General features: G+C 72.0%; 15 protein-coding genes and 2 rRNA genes. 14 read left to right on the forward strand and 3 right to left on the reverse strand.

Annotated elements, in window-relative coordinates; all coding sequences use genetic code 11:
- Window positions 1-73 precede the first annotated feature (73 nt).
- The 4 genes from BLASA_RS11130 to BLASA_RS11145 all read left to right on the forward strand — a co-directional run bounded on the left by BLASA_RS11130 (window position 74) and on the right by BLASA_RS11145 (window position 6295).
- Window positions 74-3200: ribosomal RNA gene (locus BLASA_RS11130) — 23S ribosomal RNA — on the forward strand.
- Window positions 3201-3312: 112 nt separating this feature from the next.
- Window positions 3313-3429 (forward strand): 5S ribosomal RNA (rrf, locus tag BLASA_RS11135).
- Between the two features lie 1426 nt (window positions 3430-4855).
- Window positions 4856-5836, forward strand: a complete 981-nt coding sequence (locus tag BLASA_RS23450; RefSeq protein WP_014376237.1) for a hypothetical protein — start codon at window positions 4856-4858, stop codon at window positions 5834-5836.
- 99 nt (window positions 5837-5935) lie between these two features.
- A complete protein-coding gene (locus BLASA_RS11145) occupies window positions 5936-6295 on the forward strand; it encodes a single-stranded DNA-binding protein (protein ID WP_014376238.1) in 360 nt (119 codons plus the stop codon).
- A gap of 19 nt (window positions 6296-6314) precedes the next feature.
- Here the strand turns inward: BLASA_RS11145 and BLASA_RS11150 are convergent, their stop codons facing one another.
- On the reverse strand, window positions 6315-7625 hold the full coding sequence (locus BLASA_RS11150) for a DUF1015 family protein (protein WP_014376239.1): 1311 nt from the start codon (window positions 7623-7625) through the stop codon (window positions 6315-6317).
- Window positions 7626-7730: 105 nt separating this feature from the next.
- On the opposite strand from BLASA_RS11150, the gene BLASA_RS11155 reads away from it, so the two are divergent.
- Both BLASA_RS11155 and BLASA_RS11160 read left to right on the forward strand, forming a co-directional pair.
- Window positions 7731-8156, forward strand: a complete 426-nt coding sequence (locus tag BLASA_RS11155; RefSeq protein ID WP_014376240.1) for a tetratricopeptide repeat protein — start codon at window positions 7731-7733, stop codon at window positions 8154-8156.
- A complete protein-coding gene (locus BLASA_RS11160; RefSeq protein ID WP_014376241.1) occupies window positions 8153-9271 on the forward strand; it encodes an HAD-IIA family hydrolase in 1119 nt (372 codons plus the stop codon). Before BLASA_RS11155 ends, BLASA_RS11160 begins: the two co-directional genes overlap by 4 nt.
- 12 nt (window positions 9272-9283) lie before the next feature.
- Here BLASA_RS11160 and BLASA_RS11165 read toward each other — a convergent pair whose 3' ends face one another.
- Window positions 9284-9601, reverse strand: coding sequence for an SCP2 sterol-binding domain-containing protein (locus tag BLASA_RS11165; protein WP_231839607.1), 318 nt, complete (start codon window positions 9599-9601; stop codon window positions 9284-9286).
- A gap of 207 nt (window positions 9602-9808) precedes the next feature.
- On the opposite strand from BLASA_RS11165, the gene BLASA_RS11170 reads away from it, so the two are divergent.
- The 5 genes from BLASA_RS11170 (at window position 9809) to BLASA_RS11190 (ending at window position 14475) form a co-directional block, all read left to right on the forward strand.
- Window positions 9809-10096 (forward strand): hypothetical protein, encoded by a 288-nt coding sequence (locus BLASA_RS11170; RefSeq protein ID WP_014376243.1) that lies wholly within the window; start codon window positions 9809-9811, stop codon window positions 10094-10096.
- Window positions 10096-10893, forward strand: a complete 798-nt coding sequence (locus BLASA_RS11175; RefSeq protein ID WP_014376244.1) for a TlyA family RNA methyltransferase — start codon at window positions 10096-10098, stop codon at window positions 10891-10893. Before BLASA_RS11170 ends, BLASA_RS11175 begins: the two co-directional genes overlap by 1 nt.
- Window positions 10890-11942 (forward strand): NAD kinase, encoded by a 1053-nt coding sequence (locus tag BLASA_RS11180; protein WP_014376245.1) that lies wholly within the window; start codon window positions 10890-10892, stop codon window positions 11940-11942. The genes BLASA_RS11175 and BLASA_RS11180 overlap by 4 nt, the downstream gene beginning before the upstream one ends.
- Window positions 11917-13701: a DNA repair protein RecN gene (gene recN, locus BLASA_RS11185; RefSeq protein ID WP_014376246.1), complete on the forward strand. Its 1785-nt coding sequence runs from the start codon at window positions 11917-11919 to the stop codon at window positions 13699-13701. Before BLASA_RS11180 ends, recN begins: the two co-directional genes overlap by 26 nt.
- A gap of 63 nt (window positions 13702-13764) precedes the next feature.
- Window positions 13765-14475 carry a methylase gene (locus tag BLASA_RS11190; protein ID WP_014376247.1) on the forward strand — a complete coding sequence of 237 codons (711 nt, stop codon included), beginning with the start codon at window positions 13765-13767 and terminating at the stop codon, window positions 14473-14475.
- Between the two features lie 231 nt (window positions 14476-14706).
- Here the strand turns inward: BLASA_RS11190 and BLASA_RS25030 are convergent, their stop codons facing one another.
- Window positions 14707-15540: a TetR/AcrR family transcriptional regulator gene (locus BLASA_RS25030; protein WP_231839608.1), complete on the reverse strand. Its 834-nt coding sequence runs from the start codon at window positions 15538-15540 to the stop codon at window positions 14707-14709.
- A 333-nt stretch (window positions 15541-15873) separates the two neighbouring features.
- On the opposite strand from BLASA_RS25030, the gene steA reads away from it, so the two are divergent.
- The 3 genes from steA to BLASA_RS11210 are packed head-to-tail and all read left to right on the forward strand — an operon-like array spanning window position 15874 to window position 18841.
- Entirely contained in the window at window positions 15874-17061 is a 1188-nt protein-coding gene (steA, locus tag BLASA_RS11200) for a putative cytokinetic ring protein SteA (protein ID WP_014376249.1), read from the forward strand.
- Window positions 17058-18005: a copper transporter gene (locus BLASA_RS11205; protein WP_014376250.1), complete on the forward strand. Its 948-nt coding sequence runs from the start codon at window positions 17058-17060 to the stop codon at window positions 18003-18005. Before steA ends, BLASA_RS11205 begins: the two co-directional genes overlap by 4 nt.
- Window positions 18002-18841 carry a hypothetical protein gene (locus BLASA_RS11210; RefSeq protein WP_014376251.1) on the forward strand — a complete coding sequence of 280 codons (840 nt, stop codon included), beginning with the start codon at window positions 18002-18004 and terminating at the stop codon, window positions 18839-18841. The genes BLASA_RS11205 and BLASA_RS11210 overlap by 4 nt, the downstream gene beginning before the upstream one ends.
- Window positions 18842-18880 lie beyond the last annotated feature (39 nt).

Consider the following 18880-nt stretch of genomic DNA (forward strand, 5'->3'; position numbering starts at 1 on the left):
TTAGCAGAGTTTCGAGTGTGTAGGCCCGCTCATCGATGTCCTTCCGGGCGTGTGGTGGGTGGGATTTTTGTGTGGCCAAGTTGTTAAGGGCACACGGTGGATGCCTGGGCACCAGGAGCCGATGAAGGACGTAGGAGGCTGCGATAAGCCTCGGGGAGCTGTCAACCGAGCGTTGATCCGAGGATGTCCGAATGGGGGAACCCCGCACCAGTCATGTGGTGTGACCCGCGCCTGAACACATAGGGCGTGTGGAGGGAACGTGGGGAAGTGAAACATCTCAGTACCCACAGGAAGAGAAAACAACAGTGATTCCGTGAGTAGTGGCGAGCGAAAGCGGAAGAGGCTAAACCGTTTCCATGTGATAGCCGGCAGGCGTTGTGGAGGCGGGGTCGTGGGACAGTTCAGTCACTCCTGCCGGGGTGGCGGGGAGTCATAAAAGACTTGTGTTAGTGGAAGGCCTCTGGAAGGGGTCGCCGTAGAGGGTGAGAGCCCCGTACACGAAAACCGAGTCTCTCCCGAGCTTGTTCCCAAGTAGCACCGAGCCCGTGAAATTCGGTGTGAATCTGGCGGGACCACCCGCTAAGCCTGAATACTCCCTGGTGACCGATAGCGGACAAGTACCGTGAGGGAAAGGTGAAAAGTACCCCGGGAGGGGAGTGAAATAGTACCTGAAACCGTGTGCCTACAAGCCGTGAGAGCCTTATGCCCTTCGGGGTGGGGGTGATTGCGTGCCTTTTGAAGAATGAGCCTGCGAGTTAGTGGTACGTGGCGAGGTTAACCCGTGTGGGGTAGCCGTAGCGAAAGCGAGTCCGAACAGGGCGATCTTCAGTCGCGTGCTCTAGACCCGAAGCCGAGTGATCTACCCATGGCCAGGTTGAAGCGCGGGTAAGACCGCGTGGAGGACCGAACCCACCAGGGTTGAAAACCTGGGGGATGAGCTGTGGGTAGGGGTGAAAGGCCAATCAAACTCGGTGATAGCTGGTTCTCCCCGAAATGCATTTAGGTGCAGCGTCACGTGTTTCTTGCCGGAGGTAGAGCACTGGATGGCCGATGGGCCCCACAAGGTTACTGACGTCAACCAAACTCCGAATGCCGGTAAGTGAGAGCGTGGCAGTGAGACTGCGGGCGATAAGGTTCGTAGTCGAGAGGGAAACAGCCCAGATCATCGGCTAAGGCCCCTAAGCGTGTGCTAAGTGGAAAAGGATGTGGGATCGCAGAGACAACCAGGAGGTTGGCTTAGAAGCAGCCACCCTTGAAAGAGTGCGTAATAGCTCACTGGTCAAGTGGTTCCGCGCCGACAATGTAGCGGGGCTCAAGCACACCGCCGAAGCCGTGGCATTCACATGATCGCCCGCCGGTACCTCTCGAAGGTGCCGGCCAGGTGTGTGGATGGGTAGGGGAGCGTCGTGTGGCGGTGGAAGCGGCGGAGTGATCCAGCCGTGGACGCCACACGAGTGAGAATGCAGGCATGAGTAGCGAGAGGGGAGTGAGAACCTCCCCCGCCGGAAGACCAAGGGTTCCTGGGCCAGGCTAATCCGCCCAGGGTGAGTCGGGACCTAAGGCGAGGCCGACAGGCGTAGTCGATGGACAACGGGTTGATATTCCCGTACCCGCGAAGGAACGCCCATGCTGAACCCAGCGATGCTAACCCACCGACGCCGGTGCGCCCACTTGTGGGCACGCCGGGGAAGCTGGGGACCCGGACTGGTAGTAGGCAAGCGATGGGGTGACGCAGGAAGGTAGTCCTACCGGTGAGTGGTAGTACCGGGGCAAGGGTGTGGCCCGTGGGATAGGTAAATCCGTTCCACACGAGGGTGAGACCTGATGCATAGCCGATTGAGGCGAATTGGATGATCCTATGCTGCCGAGAAAAGCCTCTAGCGAGTTCCGAGCGGCCCGTACCCCAAACCAACTCAGGTGGTCAGGTAGAGAATACCGAGGCGATCGAGCGAACTGTGGTTAAGGAACTCGGCAAAATGCCCCCGTAACTTCGGGAGAAGGGGGGCCATCGATCGTGAACCGCTCTTGCAGTGGGGAGCGGTGGGTGGCCGCAGAGACCAGTGAGAAGCGACTGTTTACTAAAAACACAGGTCCGTGCGAAGTCGTAAGACGATGTATACGGACTGACGCCTGCCCGGTGCTGGAACGTTAAGGGGACGGGTTAGCCGCAAGGCGAAGCTCAGAACTCAAGCGCCAGTAAACGGCGGTGGTAACTATAACCATCCTAAGGTAGCGAAATTCCTTGTCGGGTAAGTTCCGACCTGCACGAATGGCGTAACGACTTCTCAGCTGTCTCAACCACAGGCTCGGCGAAATTGCACTACGAGTAAAGATGCTCGTTACGCGCGGCAGGACGGAAAGACCCCGGGACCTTTACTATAGCTTGATATTGGTGTTCGGTTCGGCTTGTGTAGGATAGGTGGGAGACTGCGAAGCGGGCACGCCAGTGTTCGTGGAGTCGCCGTTGAAATACCACTCTGGTCGAATTGGATGTCTAACCTCGGTCCGTGATCCGGATCAGGGACAGTGTCAGGTGGGTAGTTTAACTGGGGCGGTTGCCTCCCAAAATGTAACGGAGGCGCCCAAAGGTTCCCTCAGCCTGGTTGGCAATCAGGTGTCGAGTGCAAGTGCACAAGGGAGCTTGACTGCGAGACCGACGGGTCGAGCAGGAGCGAAAGCTGGGACTAGTGACCCGGCACCGGCATGTGGAAGCGGTGTCGCTCAACGGATAAAAGGTACCCCGGGGATAACAGGCTGATCTTCCCCAAGAGTCCATATCGACGGGATGGTTTGGCACCTCGATGTCGGCTCGTCGCATCCTGGGGCTGGAGTAGGTCCCAAGGGTTGGGCTGTTCGCCCATTAAAGCGGTACGCGAGCTGGGTTTAGAACGTCGTGAGACAGTTCGGTCCCTATCCGCCGCGCGCGTAAGAGACTTGAGAAGAGCTGTCCCTAGTACGAGAGGACCGGGACGGACGAACCTCTGGTGTGCCAGTTGTACCGCCAGGTGCACTGCTGGTTAGCTACGTTCGGCAGGGATAACCGCTGAAAGCATCTAAGCGGGAAGCTCGCTTCAAGATGAGGTCTCTCACCGGGTCAACCGGGTAAGGCCCCCGCCCAGACCAGCGGGTTGATAGGCCGGAAGTGGAAGCACCGCAAGGTGTGCAGCTGACCGGTACTAACAGGCCGAGGGCTTGACCACACAACACCTACACTCAGGTGCTCTGTGACAACGGGTCAACACGAAGATGTCACGCGTCCACTGTGCGGTTCTGAACGCACGAACCAGACCGGTTCGTACAGGTTCACAGAGTTACGGCGGCCATGGCGAGAGGGAAACGCCCGGCAACATTCCGAACCCGGAAGCTAAGCCTCTCAGCGCCGATGGTACTGCCCTGGAGACGGGGTGGGAGAGTAGGACGCCGCCGGACATACTTCACCGAACGGGGGTCAGAGCACACGCTCTGACCCCCGTTCGTTTTTCCATTTTGCTGCCGGCCTGTGTGGTCGCGTGCGGCGTCGAGCGAAGAGGTACCGAAACACATGACTGGTCCGCGACGCGGTTCCGGCGACGCCGGTTCACGCCGGGGTTCCGGCGATGGAAGCCAGGCATCCCGAGGGGCGCGTCCACAGGGCGCCCGTGGCTCGACACCGGCCGGGGGCCGCCGCGGCGGGTCGAACACCGACCGACCCGGCGGTGAGTGGCAGAGCCGTCGACCGCAGGGTGACCGTCCGCGCGGAGACTGGCAGGACCGCCGTCCCTCCGGAGAGCGCCCGCAGCGTTCCGACCGGCCGCAGGGGGAGCGTCCCGACCGTCCGTCGGGTGACCGCCCACAAGGAAGTTGGCAGGGTCGTCGGCCGCAGGGCGACCGTCCGCAGCGGTCGGATCGGCCGCAGGGTGACCGCCCCGGTTGGCAGGACCGTCGTCCGCAAGGTGACCGTCCCCAAGGTGGTTGGCAGGACCGCCGGCCCTCGGGCGACCGTCCGCAGCGGTCGGATCGGCCGCAGGGGGAGCGTCCCGGTTGGCGGGACCGTCGTCCGCAAGGTGACCGTCCCCAAGGTGGTTGGCAGGACCGCCGCCCGTCCGGTGACCGTCCGCAGCGGTCGGATCGGCCGCAGGGGGAGCGTCCCGGTTGGCAGGACCGTCGTCCGCAAGGTGACCGTCCCCAAGGTGGTTGGCAGGACCGCTGCCCGTCCGGCGACCGTCCGCAGCGGTCGGATCGGCCGCAGGGAGAGCGTCCCAACCGTCCGTCGGGTGACCGCCCACACGGAAGTGGGCAGGATCGTCGGCCGCGGGGCGACCGCCCGCCGCGGTCGGACCGGCCGCAGGGTGACCGTCCCCATCGGTCGGACCGTCCGCAGGCGAGCTGGCAGGACCGCCGGCCCTCGGGCGACCGTCCGCAGCGGTCGGATCGGCCGCAGGGGGAGCGTCCCAACCGTCCGTCGGATGACCGCCCACACGGAAGTGGGCAGGATCGTCGGCCGCGGGGCGACCGCCCGCAGCGGTCGGACCGGCCGCAGGGTGACCGCCCCAACTGGCGGGACCGCCGCCCGTCCGGTGACCGTCCCCAGCGTTCGGACCGTTCGCAGGGTGACCGTCCCCAGCGGTCGGACCGTCCGCAGGCGAGCTGGCAGGACCGCCGTCCCTCGGGCGACCGTCCGCAGCGGTCGGATCGGCCGCAGGGGGAGCGTCCCGGCTGGCAGGACCGCCGGCCGTCCGGTGACCGTCCGCAGCGGTCGGATCGGCCGCAGGGGGAGCGTCCCGGCTGGCAGGACCGCCAGCCGTCCGGTGACCGTCCGCAGCGGTCGGATCGGCCGCAGGGTGAGCGTCCCGGCTGGCAGGACCGCCGGCCGCCGGTGTCACCCGGGCCGGAAATTCCCGAGTGGGCCGATCCACGGCAGCTCGACGCGTCGATTCGAGCCGCCCTGCGTGGCCTGGACGCGCGGAACTCGGCGCAGGTCGCGGGGCACCTCGTGGTCGCCGGCAGCCTGGTCGACGAGGATCCAGAGACGGCCCTCGTGCATGCTCGGGCCGCACGGGACCGCGCATCGCGGCTCGCCGTGGTGCGGGAAGCAGTCGGAGTGGCCGCGTACCACGCCGGGGACTTCGCCGAAGCGGCCCGAGAGATCCGTGCCTACCGACGCATGAGCGGCGACGACGGTTACCGCGCGGTCCTTGCCGACTGCGAGCGTGCGCTGGGCCGGCCCGAGGTAGCGCTCCGGCTCGTCGCGGAAGCGCTCGCCGATGGGGTGGACGCCGAGGAGGTGGTCGAGCTCCGCATGGTGGAGGCCGGTGCGCGCAGTGACCTTGGAGAAGACGCGGCTGCGCGGCTCGTCCTGGAGTCGGCCCTGGGCGGGCGGCCGGATTCGGAGCGCCTGGACACGGATGACGCCGGTCAGCTGCGGTTGGCGGCTGCCTACGCCGAACTGCTCCGGGCCCAGGGCGACACTGAGCGCGCCGACCACTGGCTGGCGGCCGTGGCAGCGGTCGACCCCGAGCTGGCCGGCGAGGAGCTCGGCGTCGAGTTCAGCGACATGCTGGAGGAGGAGCTGGACGACCCGACCGGCCGCGAGCCGGAGGGGTCGTTCGTCGAGGATCCTGAGCTCGAGGGCCCCGTCGACGACGGCACGGTCCTCGAGGGCGCGAACGACGAAGGGGCGGCCACTGAGGCCCCGGACAGGGCGCCTGACAGTGACGAGGGGAGCGCCGCCGGATCCGCTCACGAGGCGGATGGGGAGTCCTCCGCCAGCTTCGACGAGGAGGTCGAGGCAGAGGTCGCCGAGTTGCTGGGCGAATCCGGGCCCTCGGGCACCTCAGCCGGAGATCCTGGGAACTGACCTCTGACAGGGACGCCGCGCCCATCCACATGCGGGCGCGGCGTCCACAGATGGGGCCGGAGTGCCCCCGGTGCTCCCCGGACGAGCAAGGCTGCAGGCATGACCGTGGCTGTGATCGATCGCAACGACGTGGTTCTGCGGGGGCGGATGTCCGCGCCGGCGGAACTGCGGACCCTGCCCAGTGGTGACCCGCTCCTGACCTTCCGGCTGGTGGTTCGCCGGCCCGTCCCGCGGGCCCGCGGCCAGTCGGTCGACGTGCTCACCTGCATCACCTACGACCGTGGTCTGCAACGGCGGGTCGCGGTGTGGCAGCCCGGTGACGTCGTGGAAGTCGAAGGGGCCCTCCAGCGACGTTTCTGGCGGACCGGCTCCGGCACGGCCTCGATCTGCGAGGTCAACTGCCGGCGTGGTCGGAAGGTCCCTCGATCCGCCGCGCGGACGGCGGAGGAGACGGCGTGAGCGGCGTCCGGTGAGCCGATCACCCGTCGAGCGGCCGGAGCACCAACCCGGTGCGGGGCTTCGGGACGAACAGCGTCGACTTCCGCGGCATCCGTGCGCCGGCACGGGCGACGGTGGCGACGTCGGTGGGGGACGGCGCGCGGAGCAGCACCGCCACCCCCGCCTGCGCCACCGCGGTCTCCACCGCCTCTTCGAGGCCGTGTGCGATGAGCACGGAGTCGACGGTGTCGGGGCGCCCCCACAGGTGCTCGATCAGCCCGTGGTGGGCGAGCACCACGTCGAGGTCCTGCCAGGCCGGCGGGGCCCCGGCCGGGACGGCGGCACGGACGTCGGCGGACGCTCCGGTCAGCCGCACCAGGCGCCGGCCATCGGTCAGGAGCAGTCCGCGCTCGGCCGGGTCATCGAGCCACGACCTCGCGGCCGCGACGACCGCCGCCGGTCCGGTTCCGTCGACGGGTATCTCGGCTGTGACGAAACCTCGGCGTGCGGCCTCGACGGCGGTCGGGAAGGGCAGCGCGGGAACCACCCGGTGGATCGGCTGCACCCGTAGGCCGCCGGGTCCCATCGGCGTGACCAGCGCCAGGACAGCGTCGGTGCCCGACGCGCATCCCCGTGCGCGGGCGTTGGCCCGCGCCGCGGCGAACCGGTGGTGCCCGTCGGCGATCACCGCGCCCGTCCGGCTCAGGGCCTCCACCACGGCATCGATGACGACGGGGTCGGTGGCTCGCCAGAGCCGGTGCACCACCCCGTCGGCGTCTCGGACCTCCATCGTCGCCGGCGCCTGCCGGAGGGCATCCGCGACCAGCACGACCGAGGGCTCGGGATCGTGCGCCAGCACGATCGGCTCGAGATCGGTGCGTGTGGCCGCGAGGAGCGCACGCCGGTCGTCCACCGCCCGGGGATAGGTGTCCTCGTGCGGAAGGACCGCCGCGGAGCCCTCCGACGGCAGTGTCACCGCGCCCAGCCAGCCCACGGTGGCCGGGACCCCGTTCGGCGGCTGCAGTTCGTACAGCCACAGCGCCGCCTGGTCGTCCCGCTCGAGGACGTCGTCGCGCTCCCAGGCCCGCAACGTCTCCGCGGCAAGCTTCGCCGTGGCGCCCGCGGCGCTGTCCGCTGCATCCACCCGGGGCAGGATCAGACGCACGATGTTGTGCGGGTGGGCCTCGGCCAACTGCTCGCGACCGGCCGGGGTCACCAGGTCGTAGGCTGGCGAGCTGACCCGCGCCAGGTGGTCGTGGTCGTGCTCTCGATAGGTCAGCGCCCGGAAAGGCCGGACCTCCAGCCCTGGGCCGGACCGAGGAGCTCGAAGGCCTGCCGACGACGGGAGCACGACGAGAATCGTAGGAGCGGCCCTGGCGTCGGCGTCCGGGCACCGTCCGGAGATGCCACCGACCCGGCGCACCGGGCCGCGGCCGAGCGACGAAAAGGGGGAGCGGTGTCCGAGGCCAGACGTCCCGAGGATCGCCCCGGGAGTTCCGGCGCTCCCGACGGCGGTGTCTACGAGTGGTACCGGCGCGGTTTGGCCCTGCTGGAGGAGCGGCACCCCGACGCGGCTGCCACCCTGCTCGCCCGCGCGGCGGAGGCCGAGCCGGCGTCGCGCAGCATCCGCGAGGCGCTGGCCCGGGCCCAGTACGACGCGGGCCGGTACGGCGAGGCGATGGCCAGCTTCGCCGCTCTCATCGCCGCCAACCCGACCGACGACTACGCGCAGTACGGCCTCGGACTGGCCGCGGGCCGCGCAGGCGACCTCCCGGTTGCCGCCGAGCACCTGGCGCTCGCGGCCGCGATGCGCCCCGAGCTGGCCCACTACGGCCGGGCGCTGCGCGAGGTGCGCGCCCGCCAGAACAGGAGATCGGCGTGAGCGGTCAGGCCCCCACCGCGGCGGATCAGGGCCTGGCGGCTGGTTGCCCCGAGCCGCCCAGCGCGCGGTACGACGTGGCGCTGCTCGACCTCGACGGTGTCGTCTACGTCGGCCCCGCGGCGGTTCCGGGGGTGCCCGCAGCGCTGGCCGCCGCGCGGTCGGCCGGCATGCGTCTGGGGTTCGTGACAAACAACGCGGCGCGCACGCCCGAGGAGGTCGCCGCTCACCTGACCGAACTGGGCGTGCCGGCCGGACCCGCGGACGTCATCACGAGTTCCCAGGCGGCCGCCACCGTGGTGGCCGGGCTGCTCGGCCCCGGCGCGCGGGTGCTCCCGGTCGGGGGCCCCGGCGTGGCCGCCGCCCTGGCAGCGGCGGGTCTCACCGTCGTGGCCGGCGCCGGGGACGAGCCGGAGGCGGTCGTCCAGGGGTATGGGCGCGAGGTCGGCTGGGGGCAGCTCGCCGAGGCGGTGGTCGCCGTCCGCGCCGGTGCCCGGCACGTGGCCACCAACGCCGACGCCACCATCCCGTCGCCGCGCGGCCCGTTGCCGGGGAACGGCGCCATGGTGGGCGTCGTCCGTGGCGTCACCGGGATCGAGCCGCTGGTCACCGGTAAGCCGGATCCGGCCATGCACGCCGAGTGCGTCCGCCGCACCGGAGCCCGTCGGCCCCTCGTGGTGGGCGACCGGCTCGACACGGACATCGAGGGTGCCCGTCGCGCGGGTGCCGCCAGCCTGCTGGTCCTCACCGGCGTGACCGACCCGGCCACACTGCTGGCCGCAGGCCCGGCGCACCGGCCCGACCTGCTCGCCCCGGATGCGGCGGGGGTGCTGCAGCCTCACCCGGCCGTGACGGCGGGCAACCGGACATGGCGGTGCGGGCGGTGGTCGGCCCGCCTCGCCGAGGGCGCCGGCGCGCTCCAGCTCGCCGGACCGGACGGGGACGGGACCGCAGCCGACGAGAGCCCGACGGACGGACTCGACGGTCTGCGTGCGCTCTGCGTCGCCCACTGGACGGCACACCCCGACGGCGGCGCCCCCGCCCGGGTGGTCGCCACGGGCGCAGCGGCGGCAGGGGCGCTCAGGCGCTGGGAGCTGGACCGGCCGGCTGCATGCTGACCGGCTGCGCGGTCACAGCAGCTTGCGCAGCCGCAACAGGTCCCGCAGCCCCGCCTCGAGCTTCACCCGGCCACTCGCCCACGCTGGTCCGAATGCCAGCCGGCCGTCGGTGAGCGCGACCAGGTCATCGCTGGCCATCGTCAGCCGGATGTCGGCCTTCGGGACACCCGGGCTGTCGTCGACGGCGTGCAGATCCCGCACGGAGCCCGATCTCAGCCGGCCGAGGACCACCTGGTCGAGGTCGGTGAGCCGGCACGACAGACTGCGGTCCAGCCCCGCCGCCGCGGGGTTGGCGGCGAGATCGCCGAGGATTCCCTTCAGGGCGGTCATGCACTGATCCATCGTGGCCACGCGGGCGGTCTCCCTGGGGTCGGCAGCGGTCCGGACGTCCCGACGCTATCGCGCTGATCCGTCCGGGCCGTCCGCGTCCGCCCCGGCCGGTAACCTCCGCAGGAGACGCCGCAACGGGCACCAGTCCTGCCCGCGCCGGGCCACCCGTCCCGGCTCCCGATGTCCCGCCGACCCCGAGAGGCGCACATGACCGAGCCGAGCGCGTCGCGACCGGTGCCGGGGCCCTACCGGCCCGCACCCGTGCCGCCGCCGGTCCCAGGTCGTGACGCGGCGCCCGATCCCACGCCCGATGTGCGCCCGCCCGCTGCCGCGGCCGACTCCGCACCGGCCGACCCCGGTGACCCGGAGCGAGACGCGGGCAGCGAGACCCCGTTGGCCGACCTGGGCGGGCTTCCGGTGGCCGAGCACGTCGCCGTCTTCGAGACCGAGCACGCGCGCCTGCAGCGTGAGCTCGGCACGATCGACCGACTCTGATGGCCCGTCGCAGCCGACTGGACGCCGAGCTCGTCCGGCGCGGCCTGGCCCGGTCCCGTGAGCACGCGGTGTCCCTGATCGCCGAAGGACGCGTCGCGATCGCCGGGCAGGCGGCGACCAAGCCGGCCACCGGGGTCGAGCCGGGGACTCCCGTGGTCGTCCGCACCGACTCCGACCAGCCGTCGTGGGTCTCCCGCGGGGCCCACAAGCTCCTCGGCGCGCTGGAGGCCTTCCCCGTCGCAGTCGAGGGGCGGCGCGCGCTGGACGCCGGGGCGTCCACGGGCGGCTTCACCGAGGTGCTGCTGCGCCGCGGCGCGGCGGAGGTGGTCGCCGTCGACGTCGGCTACGGGGAGCTCGCCTGGTCGCTGCGCACCGACGACCGGGTGCGGGTGCACGAGCGCACCAACGTCCGGACGCTCACCCCCGAGGCGATCGACGGGCCGGTCGACCTCGTTGTCGCCGACCTGTCCTTCATCTCGCTGCGCCTGGTGCTGCCCGCGCTGGCCGCCTGCGCCGGGCCCGATGCCGATCTCCTGCCGATGGTCAAACCGCAGTTCGAGGTGGGCCGCGAGCGGCTGGGCGCCGGGGGAGTGGTGCGGGACCCGGAGCACCGGGCGCAGGCAGTGCTGGAGGTGGGACGTGCCGCCCAGGCCCTGGGCTGGGGCACCGCCGGGGTGGTGGCCAGCCCCCTGCCGGGTCCCGCCGGGAACGTCGAGTTCTTCCTCTGGTTGCGGTCCGACGCCGGGCCGATCGAGGAGGACACCGTTCGTCGAGCAGTCCAGGAGGGACCGCAGTGAGCAAGCCGAGCACCGGTACGCCGGAGGAGCAGCGGGACCGGCGGGTCCTGCTGACCGTGCACACCGGACGGCGGGACGTCGTGGCACTCGCCCAGACCTCGGCCGCCCGGCTGATCCGCGGCGGGATCGGGGTGAAGATCCTCGAGGACGAGGCGCCGGATCTCGACATCCCCGGCGCCGAGGTGGTGCCCTGCGACGAGTCCGCGGCCAAGGATGCCGAGATCGTCATGGTCTTCGGCGGCGACGGGACCTTCCTGCGCGCCGCCGAGCTGGCTCGCTACACCGACGCCGCGCTCATGGGGGTCAACCTCGGGCGGGTCGGCTTCCTCGCCGAGACGGAACCCGAGGCGGTGGAGGAGACCCTCTCCGCGATCGAGGACTGCGAGTACTCCGTCGAGGAGCGGCTGGCCATCCGGGTCGACGTCCTGGACCGTGCCGGCACGGTGGTCGGTGGCACGTGGGCGCTCAACGAGGTGTCGGTGGAGAAGGCCGAGCGGTCCCGCGTGCTCGACGTCGTCATCGCGATCGACGGCCGGCCGCTGACCAGTTTCGGCTGCGACGGCGTGCTCTGCGCGACGCCCACCGGGTCGACGGCCTACGCCTTCTCCGCCGGGGGACCGGTCGTGTGGCCCGACGTCGAGGCGCTGCTGCTGGTGCCGACCAACGCCCACGCGCTGTTCGCCCGCCCGTTGGTGACCTCGCCGAACTCGGTCCTCACGGTCGCGGTCCCCGCCGACGGCAACCGCGCCCGGGTGTCGGCGGACGGGCGGCGGACCGTGGAGGTGCCCGACGGCGGACGGGTCGACGTCCGCCGCGCCGGCCGGCCGGTACGGATCGCGCGGGTGCACTCCGCGACCTTCGGCGACCGGCTGGTGGCCAAGTTCGGGCTCCCGGTGCGCGGTTTCCGCGACGCCCGGCACGCCGGGCCTGGCCACGAGCTGTTCACCAGCCGCAACGTGCTCGACCGCGAGGTCGTGGACGTCGACGGTCTGGACGCAGGCGGGACGACCCGGGAGGTGAGCGGTGGCGGCACGTACGACGACGCCTGAGCGCTCCTCCGCGCCGACCGGCACGGCGCCTGCGGGGCGGCTGTCCGAACTGCGCATCCGCGGCCTGGGAGCCATCGACGACGTCACCCTGGAGCTGGGCCGCGGCCTGACGGTGGTCACCGGGGAGACCGGCGCCGGCAAGACCATGGTCGTCACCGGGCTGACGCTGCTCTTCGGCGGCCGCGCGGATCCCGGGCGGGTGCGGGCGAGCGGGCGCGCGGGGGTGGAGGGCCGCCTCGAGCTGCCGCCGGATTCCCCGGCCTGGGCGCGCGCGACCGACGCCGGAGCCGATCCGGACGACGACGGCAGCCTCATCCTGGCCCGCACGGTGAGCGCGGAGGGCCGGTCCCGCGCCTTCCTCGGTGGACGCAGCGTGCCCGTCGGCGTCGTCGCGGAGCTGGCCGAGAGCCTGCTGGCCGTGCACGGCCAGACCGACCAGTTGCGGCTGTCGCGCCCGGCCGAGCAGCGCCGGGCGCTCGACCGCTACGCCGGGCCGGTGCACCTGGCCCTCCTGGAGGGCTACCGGGAGGCGTACCAACGCTGGCGGGCACTGGCCGCCGACCTGGAGCGCCGGCACGGTCAGGCGCGGGAGCTGGCGCAGGCCGCTGACGTGCTCCGGCACGGGCTCGAGGAGATCGCCGCCGTCGCGCCGGAACCGGGGGAGGACGAGGCGCTCGACACCCAGGCCAAGCGGCTCGCCGACGCCGACGCCCTGCGCGCCTCGGCCGACGAGGCCCGCGCGGCGCTGATCGGTGACGTCACCGGCGACCTCGGCGGCGGCGACCTCCCGCAGGACGCGACCGCGGCGCTGGCGATCGCCGAACGGGCGCTGGCCGGCTCCGACGACCCGACGCTGATCCTGCTGGCGCAGGACCTCGCCGACGCCGTGGCCGTCGTCTCCGACGTCGCCGGGCAGCTGGCCGGCTACGTCGCCGACCTCGACGCCGACCCCGGCCGGCTCGCCGAGGTCCTCGACCGCCGGGCCGCGATCACCGCGCTGGTCCGGAAGTACGCCGACGCCGGGGCCGGGGCGGCCGGGGTGCTGGCGTGGGCGGAGGACGCCCAGCGCCGGCTCGCGGAGCTGGACGTGTCCGACGAAGCGCTCGAGGCCCTCACCGCCGAGCGGGACGCCGCTCGCGCCGAGGTGGAACGGCTGGGCGCCGAGGTCTCCGCAGGACGCCGGGCGGCCGCCGACGGTTTCGCCGCCGAGGTCGGCCGCGAGCTGGCCGGGCTGGCGATGAAGAGCGCGCGGGTCTCGTTCAGCATCGACAGCCATCCCGACGAGCCCGGCCCCGAGGGCATCGACGAGGTGGCGCTGCTGCTGGCGGCGCACCTCGGTGCCCCGTCCCGCCCCGTCCACAAGGGGGCGTCGGGAGGCGAGCTGTCCCGGGTGATGCTGGCGATCGAGGTCGTCTTCGCCGGAGCCGACCCGGTGCCGGTCATGGTGTTCGACGAGGTCGACGCGGGTGTCGGTGGGCAGGCGGCGGGGGAGATCGGCCGGCGGCTGGCCCGGCTGGCCCGTGACCACCAGGTCGTCGTCGTCACCCACCTGGCGCAGGTGGCGGCGTTCGCCGACACCCACCTGGTCGTCGACAAGTCGCCGGACACCGGCGCGGGCGTCACCGCCACCGACATCCGCTCGGTGGAGGGCGAGGACCGGGTCCGGGAACTCGCCCGGATGCTCTCCGGACTGGCCGACAGCGACACCGGTCAGGCGCACGCCCGCGAACTGCTGGCCGTCGCCGCGGCCGGTCGCTGACCGCTGGTCGCCAGGTCGGGTGACAGGGGAGTGCCGCGGTCGGTGCCGGGGTAAGGATCGTCGGTGACTTGCTTCTCCTCCACCGACGAGTCCGCGCACTACGGCCTGTCGGTGTGCATGCTGCTCAGCCAGTACCGCGACCAGCTGGGATGGCTGGAGGAGGGCGTCGACGAACTGGGTACCGGTGACGCGACCGCCATCGCCGACGTCGTGCGGGCGCTGCCCGGCCTGCGGGTGCGCAGCTACGACGTCAGCGCTTCGTCGGTGGGGGTTGCGCGCGCGAACATCGCCGACCGGGGCGTGGCCGACCGCTACACGGTCGAGCTCGGTGACTTCTTCGACCAGGCGGATTCCGCCGGCGGGCCACAGGCGTCGACGGTCATCTCCAACCCGCCCTACATCCCCGCGCCGGACCGGGACATCCTCATGCCGGAGCTGTGGGGCGGCGTGCGGGGCAACGACCTGGTGCTGCAGTTGCTCAAAGCCGGCTACACCAACGTCGTCTGCGCGCTGGCCAGCTACTCCGACCCGGAGGCGACCGTGCGCACGGCCCAGGACCTCGGGTACCGGGTGGTCAACTTCCTGGCCATGGGGCTGGACTTCGGGCCCTACAGCTCCGAGCCCAAGGTGGCTGAGCACATCCGCCACCTCTGTCGCGAGGGGCACGGCTGGGCCGGGGAGGACGGCTACATGGTGGCCGTCGCGCTCGTCACCCGGGACCCGCACCTCCTTGGTGACCGCGCCGACCAGCTGTTGCACTCGCTGCAGCTCTGACCCGACGAACGGCTGCCCTGACGAGCGGGGCCCGGAGGGTCCCCGAGGAAGGGCAGGAAGGCCGCGGCACGAACGGGACCAGGCCGGGTGCCGCGGAACGAGACGCGAGCCGCCCCGCGAGGCGTTCCGACGAGTGGGGGCCCGGAGGGCTCCCCGAGGAGGAACAGGGAGGGGCTCAACGCATCAGGGGAACGGCTCCTGGCCGCGGTCGTCGTCCGGAGGACGACAGAGTTATCGCTTTTTGGCATAGCCGGCGAGGCCGAACTGCAGCAGCGCCAGGCCGCGGCGGCCCTGGCGGCGGAGTTCGGCCGACAGCTCCGGTCCGCTCACGCCGGCCAGCACCCGGTCCCGCGCCAGCTCCAGGAGCGACGCGTACAGGCCGAGCACGGCGTGTGCGGCCAGCCACGGCTCGATCTGCCCGGGCTGAGCGCCGGTCTCCTCGGCGATGAGCTCGGCAAGTGAGCCGGTCAGCTCGCCGAGGATTTCCCGCTCGCGGATCTGCAGCGTCCGGCTGCCCCGGATGACCTGGGCCATCGCCGCCACACCGTCGGCCGCCGCGGGCGAACCCAGCAGGCTCACCGCGCCGACGACGAAGCTGCCGGCCGCCGCGGAAACCGACTCCCCGGCCGGGCGCCGGCGCACCGCGTCCAGCAGCGCCGCCCGCATGGGCGGGTCGGCCTCGAAGACCAGCCCTTCCTTGACCGGGAAGTGGTTGAAGACCGTCTTCTCGACCACGCCGGCCCGCTGGGCGATCTCCACGACGCTCACCGCGTCGAAGCCCCGCTCGGTGAACAGGTCGCTGGCGGCATCGACGATCCGGTCGCGGGTCTGCTGGCGGCGGCGCTCGCGGATGCCGGAGCCCCGCCGTGCCCGTCGGCCCCGGCCCGGCCCGGCCGCGTCACCCTCGGTCACGCCGTCGGCGACCGGCGCCTCGGCGCGACCGGTGGGCCGAGCGCCGGGGGCGGGGGAGTCGGCGGCCCCCGGCTCCTCGTCGCGGCGGGGTTCGCGGTGCACCGGCAGCGGGACCGGCGGCGGGGGCGCGGCCCGGGTGACGGGCGGAGCCACGGGAGGCGCGGCCGGCGGAACCGGTTCGGCGTCCACCGGGGGCGCGGAACGGCCCAGCTCGGGGTGGGGAACTGCGCGGATCACGGCACCGCCGACGGGCGCCGGGGCGTCCGCCTCCGGCGCCGGAAGGGATGCTGCGGTCGTCAGGGCCCCGGCCACTCCAGTCACACGCGCAACGTTAGTCACAACTCGGTAACGGTCCGGCCGACGCGCTGAACCGGTGGCTGCCGGCGTGTCGGCCGAACGTGGTGTCGGACACGGTGCGTGACCGGAGCGTCGCCGAGGCGCGTCGGAGGGCCGGGCGGCTCCGCGCGCGTGGCAGCATGCGGTGTCATGCGCATCGGCACCGTTCGCCGCGGCCGGGCACAGGACACGGGGCCCGGCGTCGCCGGCACCGTCCGTCTGGACCGCCGCACCAAGAACTTGACGAAGCGACTGCGCCCCGGTGACATCGCCGTCATCGACCACGTCGACATCGACCGGGTCAGCGCCGACGCGCTCGTCGGCTGCCGGGTCGCGGGGGTGGTCAACGCCGCACCCAGCATCTCCGGCCGGTACCCCAACCTGGGTCCGGGGATCCTCCTCGACGCGGGCATCCCGCTGCTCGACGACGTCGGCCGGGACGTCTTCGCCAAGATCAAGGAGGGCGCCGAGGTCCGGCTGGACGGCAACCGGCTCCTCGACGAGCAGGGCACCGTCGTCGCCGAGGGCACCGCCCACGACGCCGAGACGGTGGCCGCCGCCATGGCCGATGCCAAGGCCGGTCTCTCCGTGCAGTTGGAGGCGTTCGCCGCCAACACCATGGAGTACATGAAGCGCGAGCGCGCGCTCCTGCTCGACGGTGTCGGCGTCCCCGACGTCGCCACGTCGATCGAGGGCCGGCACGTCCTCGTCGTCGTCCGCGGCTACGACTACAAGGAAGACCTGCACGCCCTCCGCTCCTACATCCGCGACTACCGCCCGGTCCTCATCGGCGTCGACGGCGGCGCGGATGCGCTGGTCGACGCCGGCTACTCGCCGGACATGATCATCGGCGACATGGACTCGGTGAGCGACGACGTCCTCCGGTGCGGCGCCGAGGTGGTCGTCCACGCCTACGCCGACGGTCGCGCCCCGGGACTGGCCCGCGTGCAGGACCTCGGCGTGGAGGCCATCACGTTCCCCGCGGCGGCCACCAGCGAGGACATCGCCATGCTCCTGGCCGACGAGAAGGGCGCCACGCTCATCGTCGCCGTCGGCACCCACGCCACGCTCGTCGAGTTCCTCGACAAGGGCCGCGGGGGCATGGCCTCGACCTTCCTCACCCGCCTGCGCCTGGGCGGCAAGCTCGTCGACGCCAAGGGCGTCAGCCGTCTCTACCGCAGCCGCATCTCCACCACCGTCCTGGTGATCATGGTGCTGGCCGCCCTCCTGGCGATCGGCGCCGCGCTCGCCGTCTCCGCCGTCGGCCGGGTGTACGTCGACCTGCTGCTCGACCAATGGAACAGCTTCGTCTTCTGGCTGGAGAACCTCTTCTCGTGATCGACTTCCGCTACCACCTGGTGTCGCTGATCGCCGTCTTCCTGGCCGTGGCGCTGGGCATCGTGATCGGCACCACCGCCCTCAACGAGCCGATCCAGGCAGACATCGAGGGACAGGTCGCCGACCTCGAGCAGGACAAGCGAGCCCTCGAGGACCGCACCCAGGAGCTCGAAGGCCAGCTGGAGAGCAGCCAGGCGTTCGAGGAGGCCGTCGGCCCGGTGCTGGTCGACGGCACCCTCGCCGACCGCAGCGTCGTGCTCGTGCCCACCAACGAGAGCGTCACCGCCGAGACGGTCGAGGAGATGACCGCGCTGGTGGACCAGGCCGGCGGTTCGGTCACCGGTGTGGTCCGCCTGCAGCCGGAGTACAGCGACCCGGCCACCGCGTCAGCGCTGCAGAGCTACGTGACCGGCTCCGGGCTGCCCGCGGGCATCCAGCTGCCCGAGAGCGGCGACGCCGCGACCCTCGTGGCGTCGCTGCTGTCGCAGGTGCTCATGATCCCGCCGGGTGGTCCGGTTCCCGACACCGCCGCCCTGTCCTCGGTGCTCGCCGGGCTGACCGCCCTCGACGTCCTGGTCCCCGAGGGGGCCTCGGTGGCGCCGGCCGAGCACGCGATCGTGCTCACCGGCAGCGGGTTCACCGGGGACAACGCCGACCAGCGCAACGCCGCGCTCGTCGAGCTGGCGACGGCGCTGGACGCGCGCGGAGCCGGTGCGGTCGTCGCCGGGGACGCCCCGTCGGCCCGCGAGAACGGCCTGATCGGCGTGCTCCGGGCCGACCCGGCCCTGGCCGCGGCCATCTCCACCGTCGACAACGTCGGCACCGTCCTCGGCCGGATCAGCACCGTGCTGGCGCTGGGCCAGGAGTCGCTCGGCACGTCCGGGATGTACGGGACCGGCGAGGACACCCAGCCGGTCCCGCCGCTGCCCGCCGCCGCGCCGTGAGGTCCCGGCACCTCGCGCGCACCGCACTGACCGGCGCCGTCCTGGGCCGGGTCGCCCTGGCCGCGGCCACCGCGCTCACCGCGCGGCCGGCCGGCCGGCCGTGGCGACGCACCAACTACGCGGGCCGGCCGGTCAGCCTGCTCGGTGGCCCCGCGCTGGCGCTGTCGGCCACCGCGACGGCGGTGCTGGGTGCGCCGGCCGGGACCCGTGCCGCGGCGGCGGTCGTCGGCACCGTCTCCGGTCTGGTCGGCGGCTACGACGACCTCGCCGGCGCCCGTCCGGAGCAGGCCCGCGACAAGGGCCTGGCCGGCCATCTGCGTGCCCTGCGGGAGGGCCGGGTCTCCGCCGGCGCCGTCAAGGTCGCCGGGATCGGCACCGCCGCCGCCGTCGCCGCCCTCCTCACCCGGAGCCGCGACCGCGGCGCCGGTGCGCTGATCGACGGCGTGCTCACCACCGGGCTGGTGGCCGGCTGCGCCAACCTGCTCAACCTCCTGGACCTGCGTCCGGGCCGCGCGGCCAAGGTCGGGGCCCTCGCCGGCCTCGCCGGTCTCGGCGGACCCGCCGGCGGGCTGGTCGCGGGGCCGCTGGGCGCCACGCTCGCGGTGCTGCCCGACGACCTGGGGGAGCGGATCATGCTGGGTGACTGCGGCGCCAACGCACTCGGCGCGCTGCTCGGACTCCGGCTCACCGAGCTGCCGTCCCGGCCGGCGCGGGCCGCCGCACTGGCCGTGGTCACCGGGCTGACGCTGGCCAGCGAACGGGTGAGCTTCACCCGCGTCATCGAGGCCACGCCCGGCCTGAGGGAACTGGACCGCCTCGGTCGCCTGTCCCCGTGAGCGACCTCGCGAGCTCACCAAAAGGCAGAGCAACGCCGC

This window comes from Blastococcus saxobsidens DD2 (assembly GCF_000284015.1).
GTDB lineage: Bacteria > Actinomycetota > Actinomycetes > Mycobacteriales > Geodermatophilaceae > Blastococcus > Blastococcus saxobsidens_A.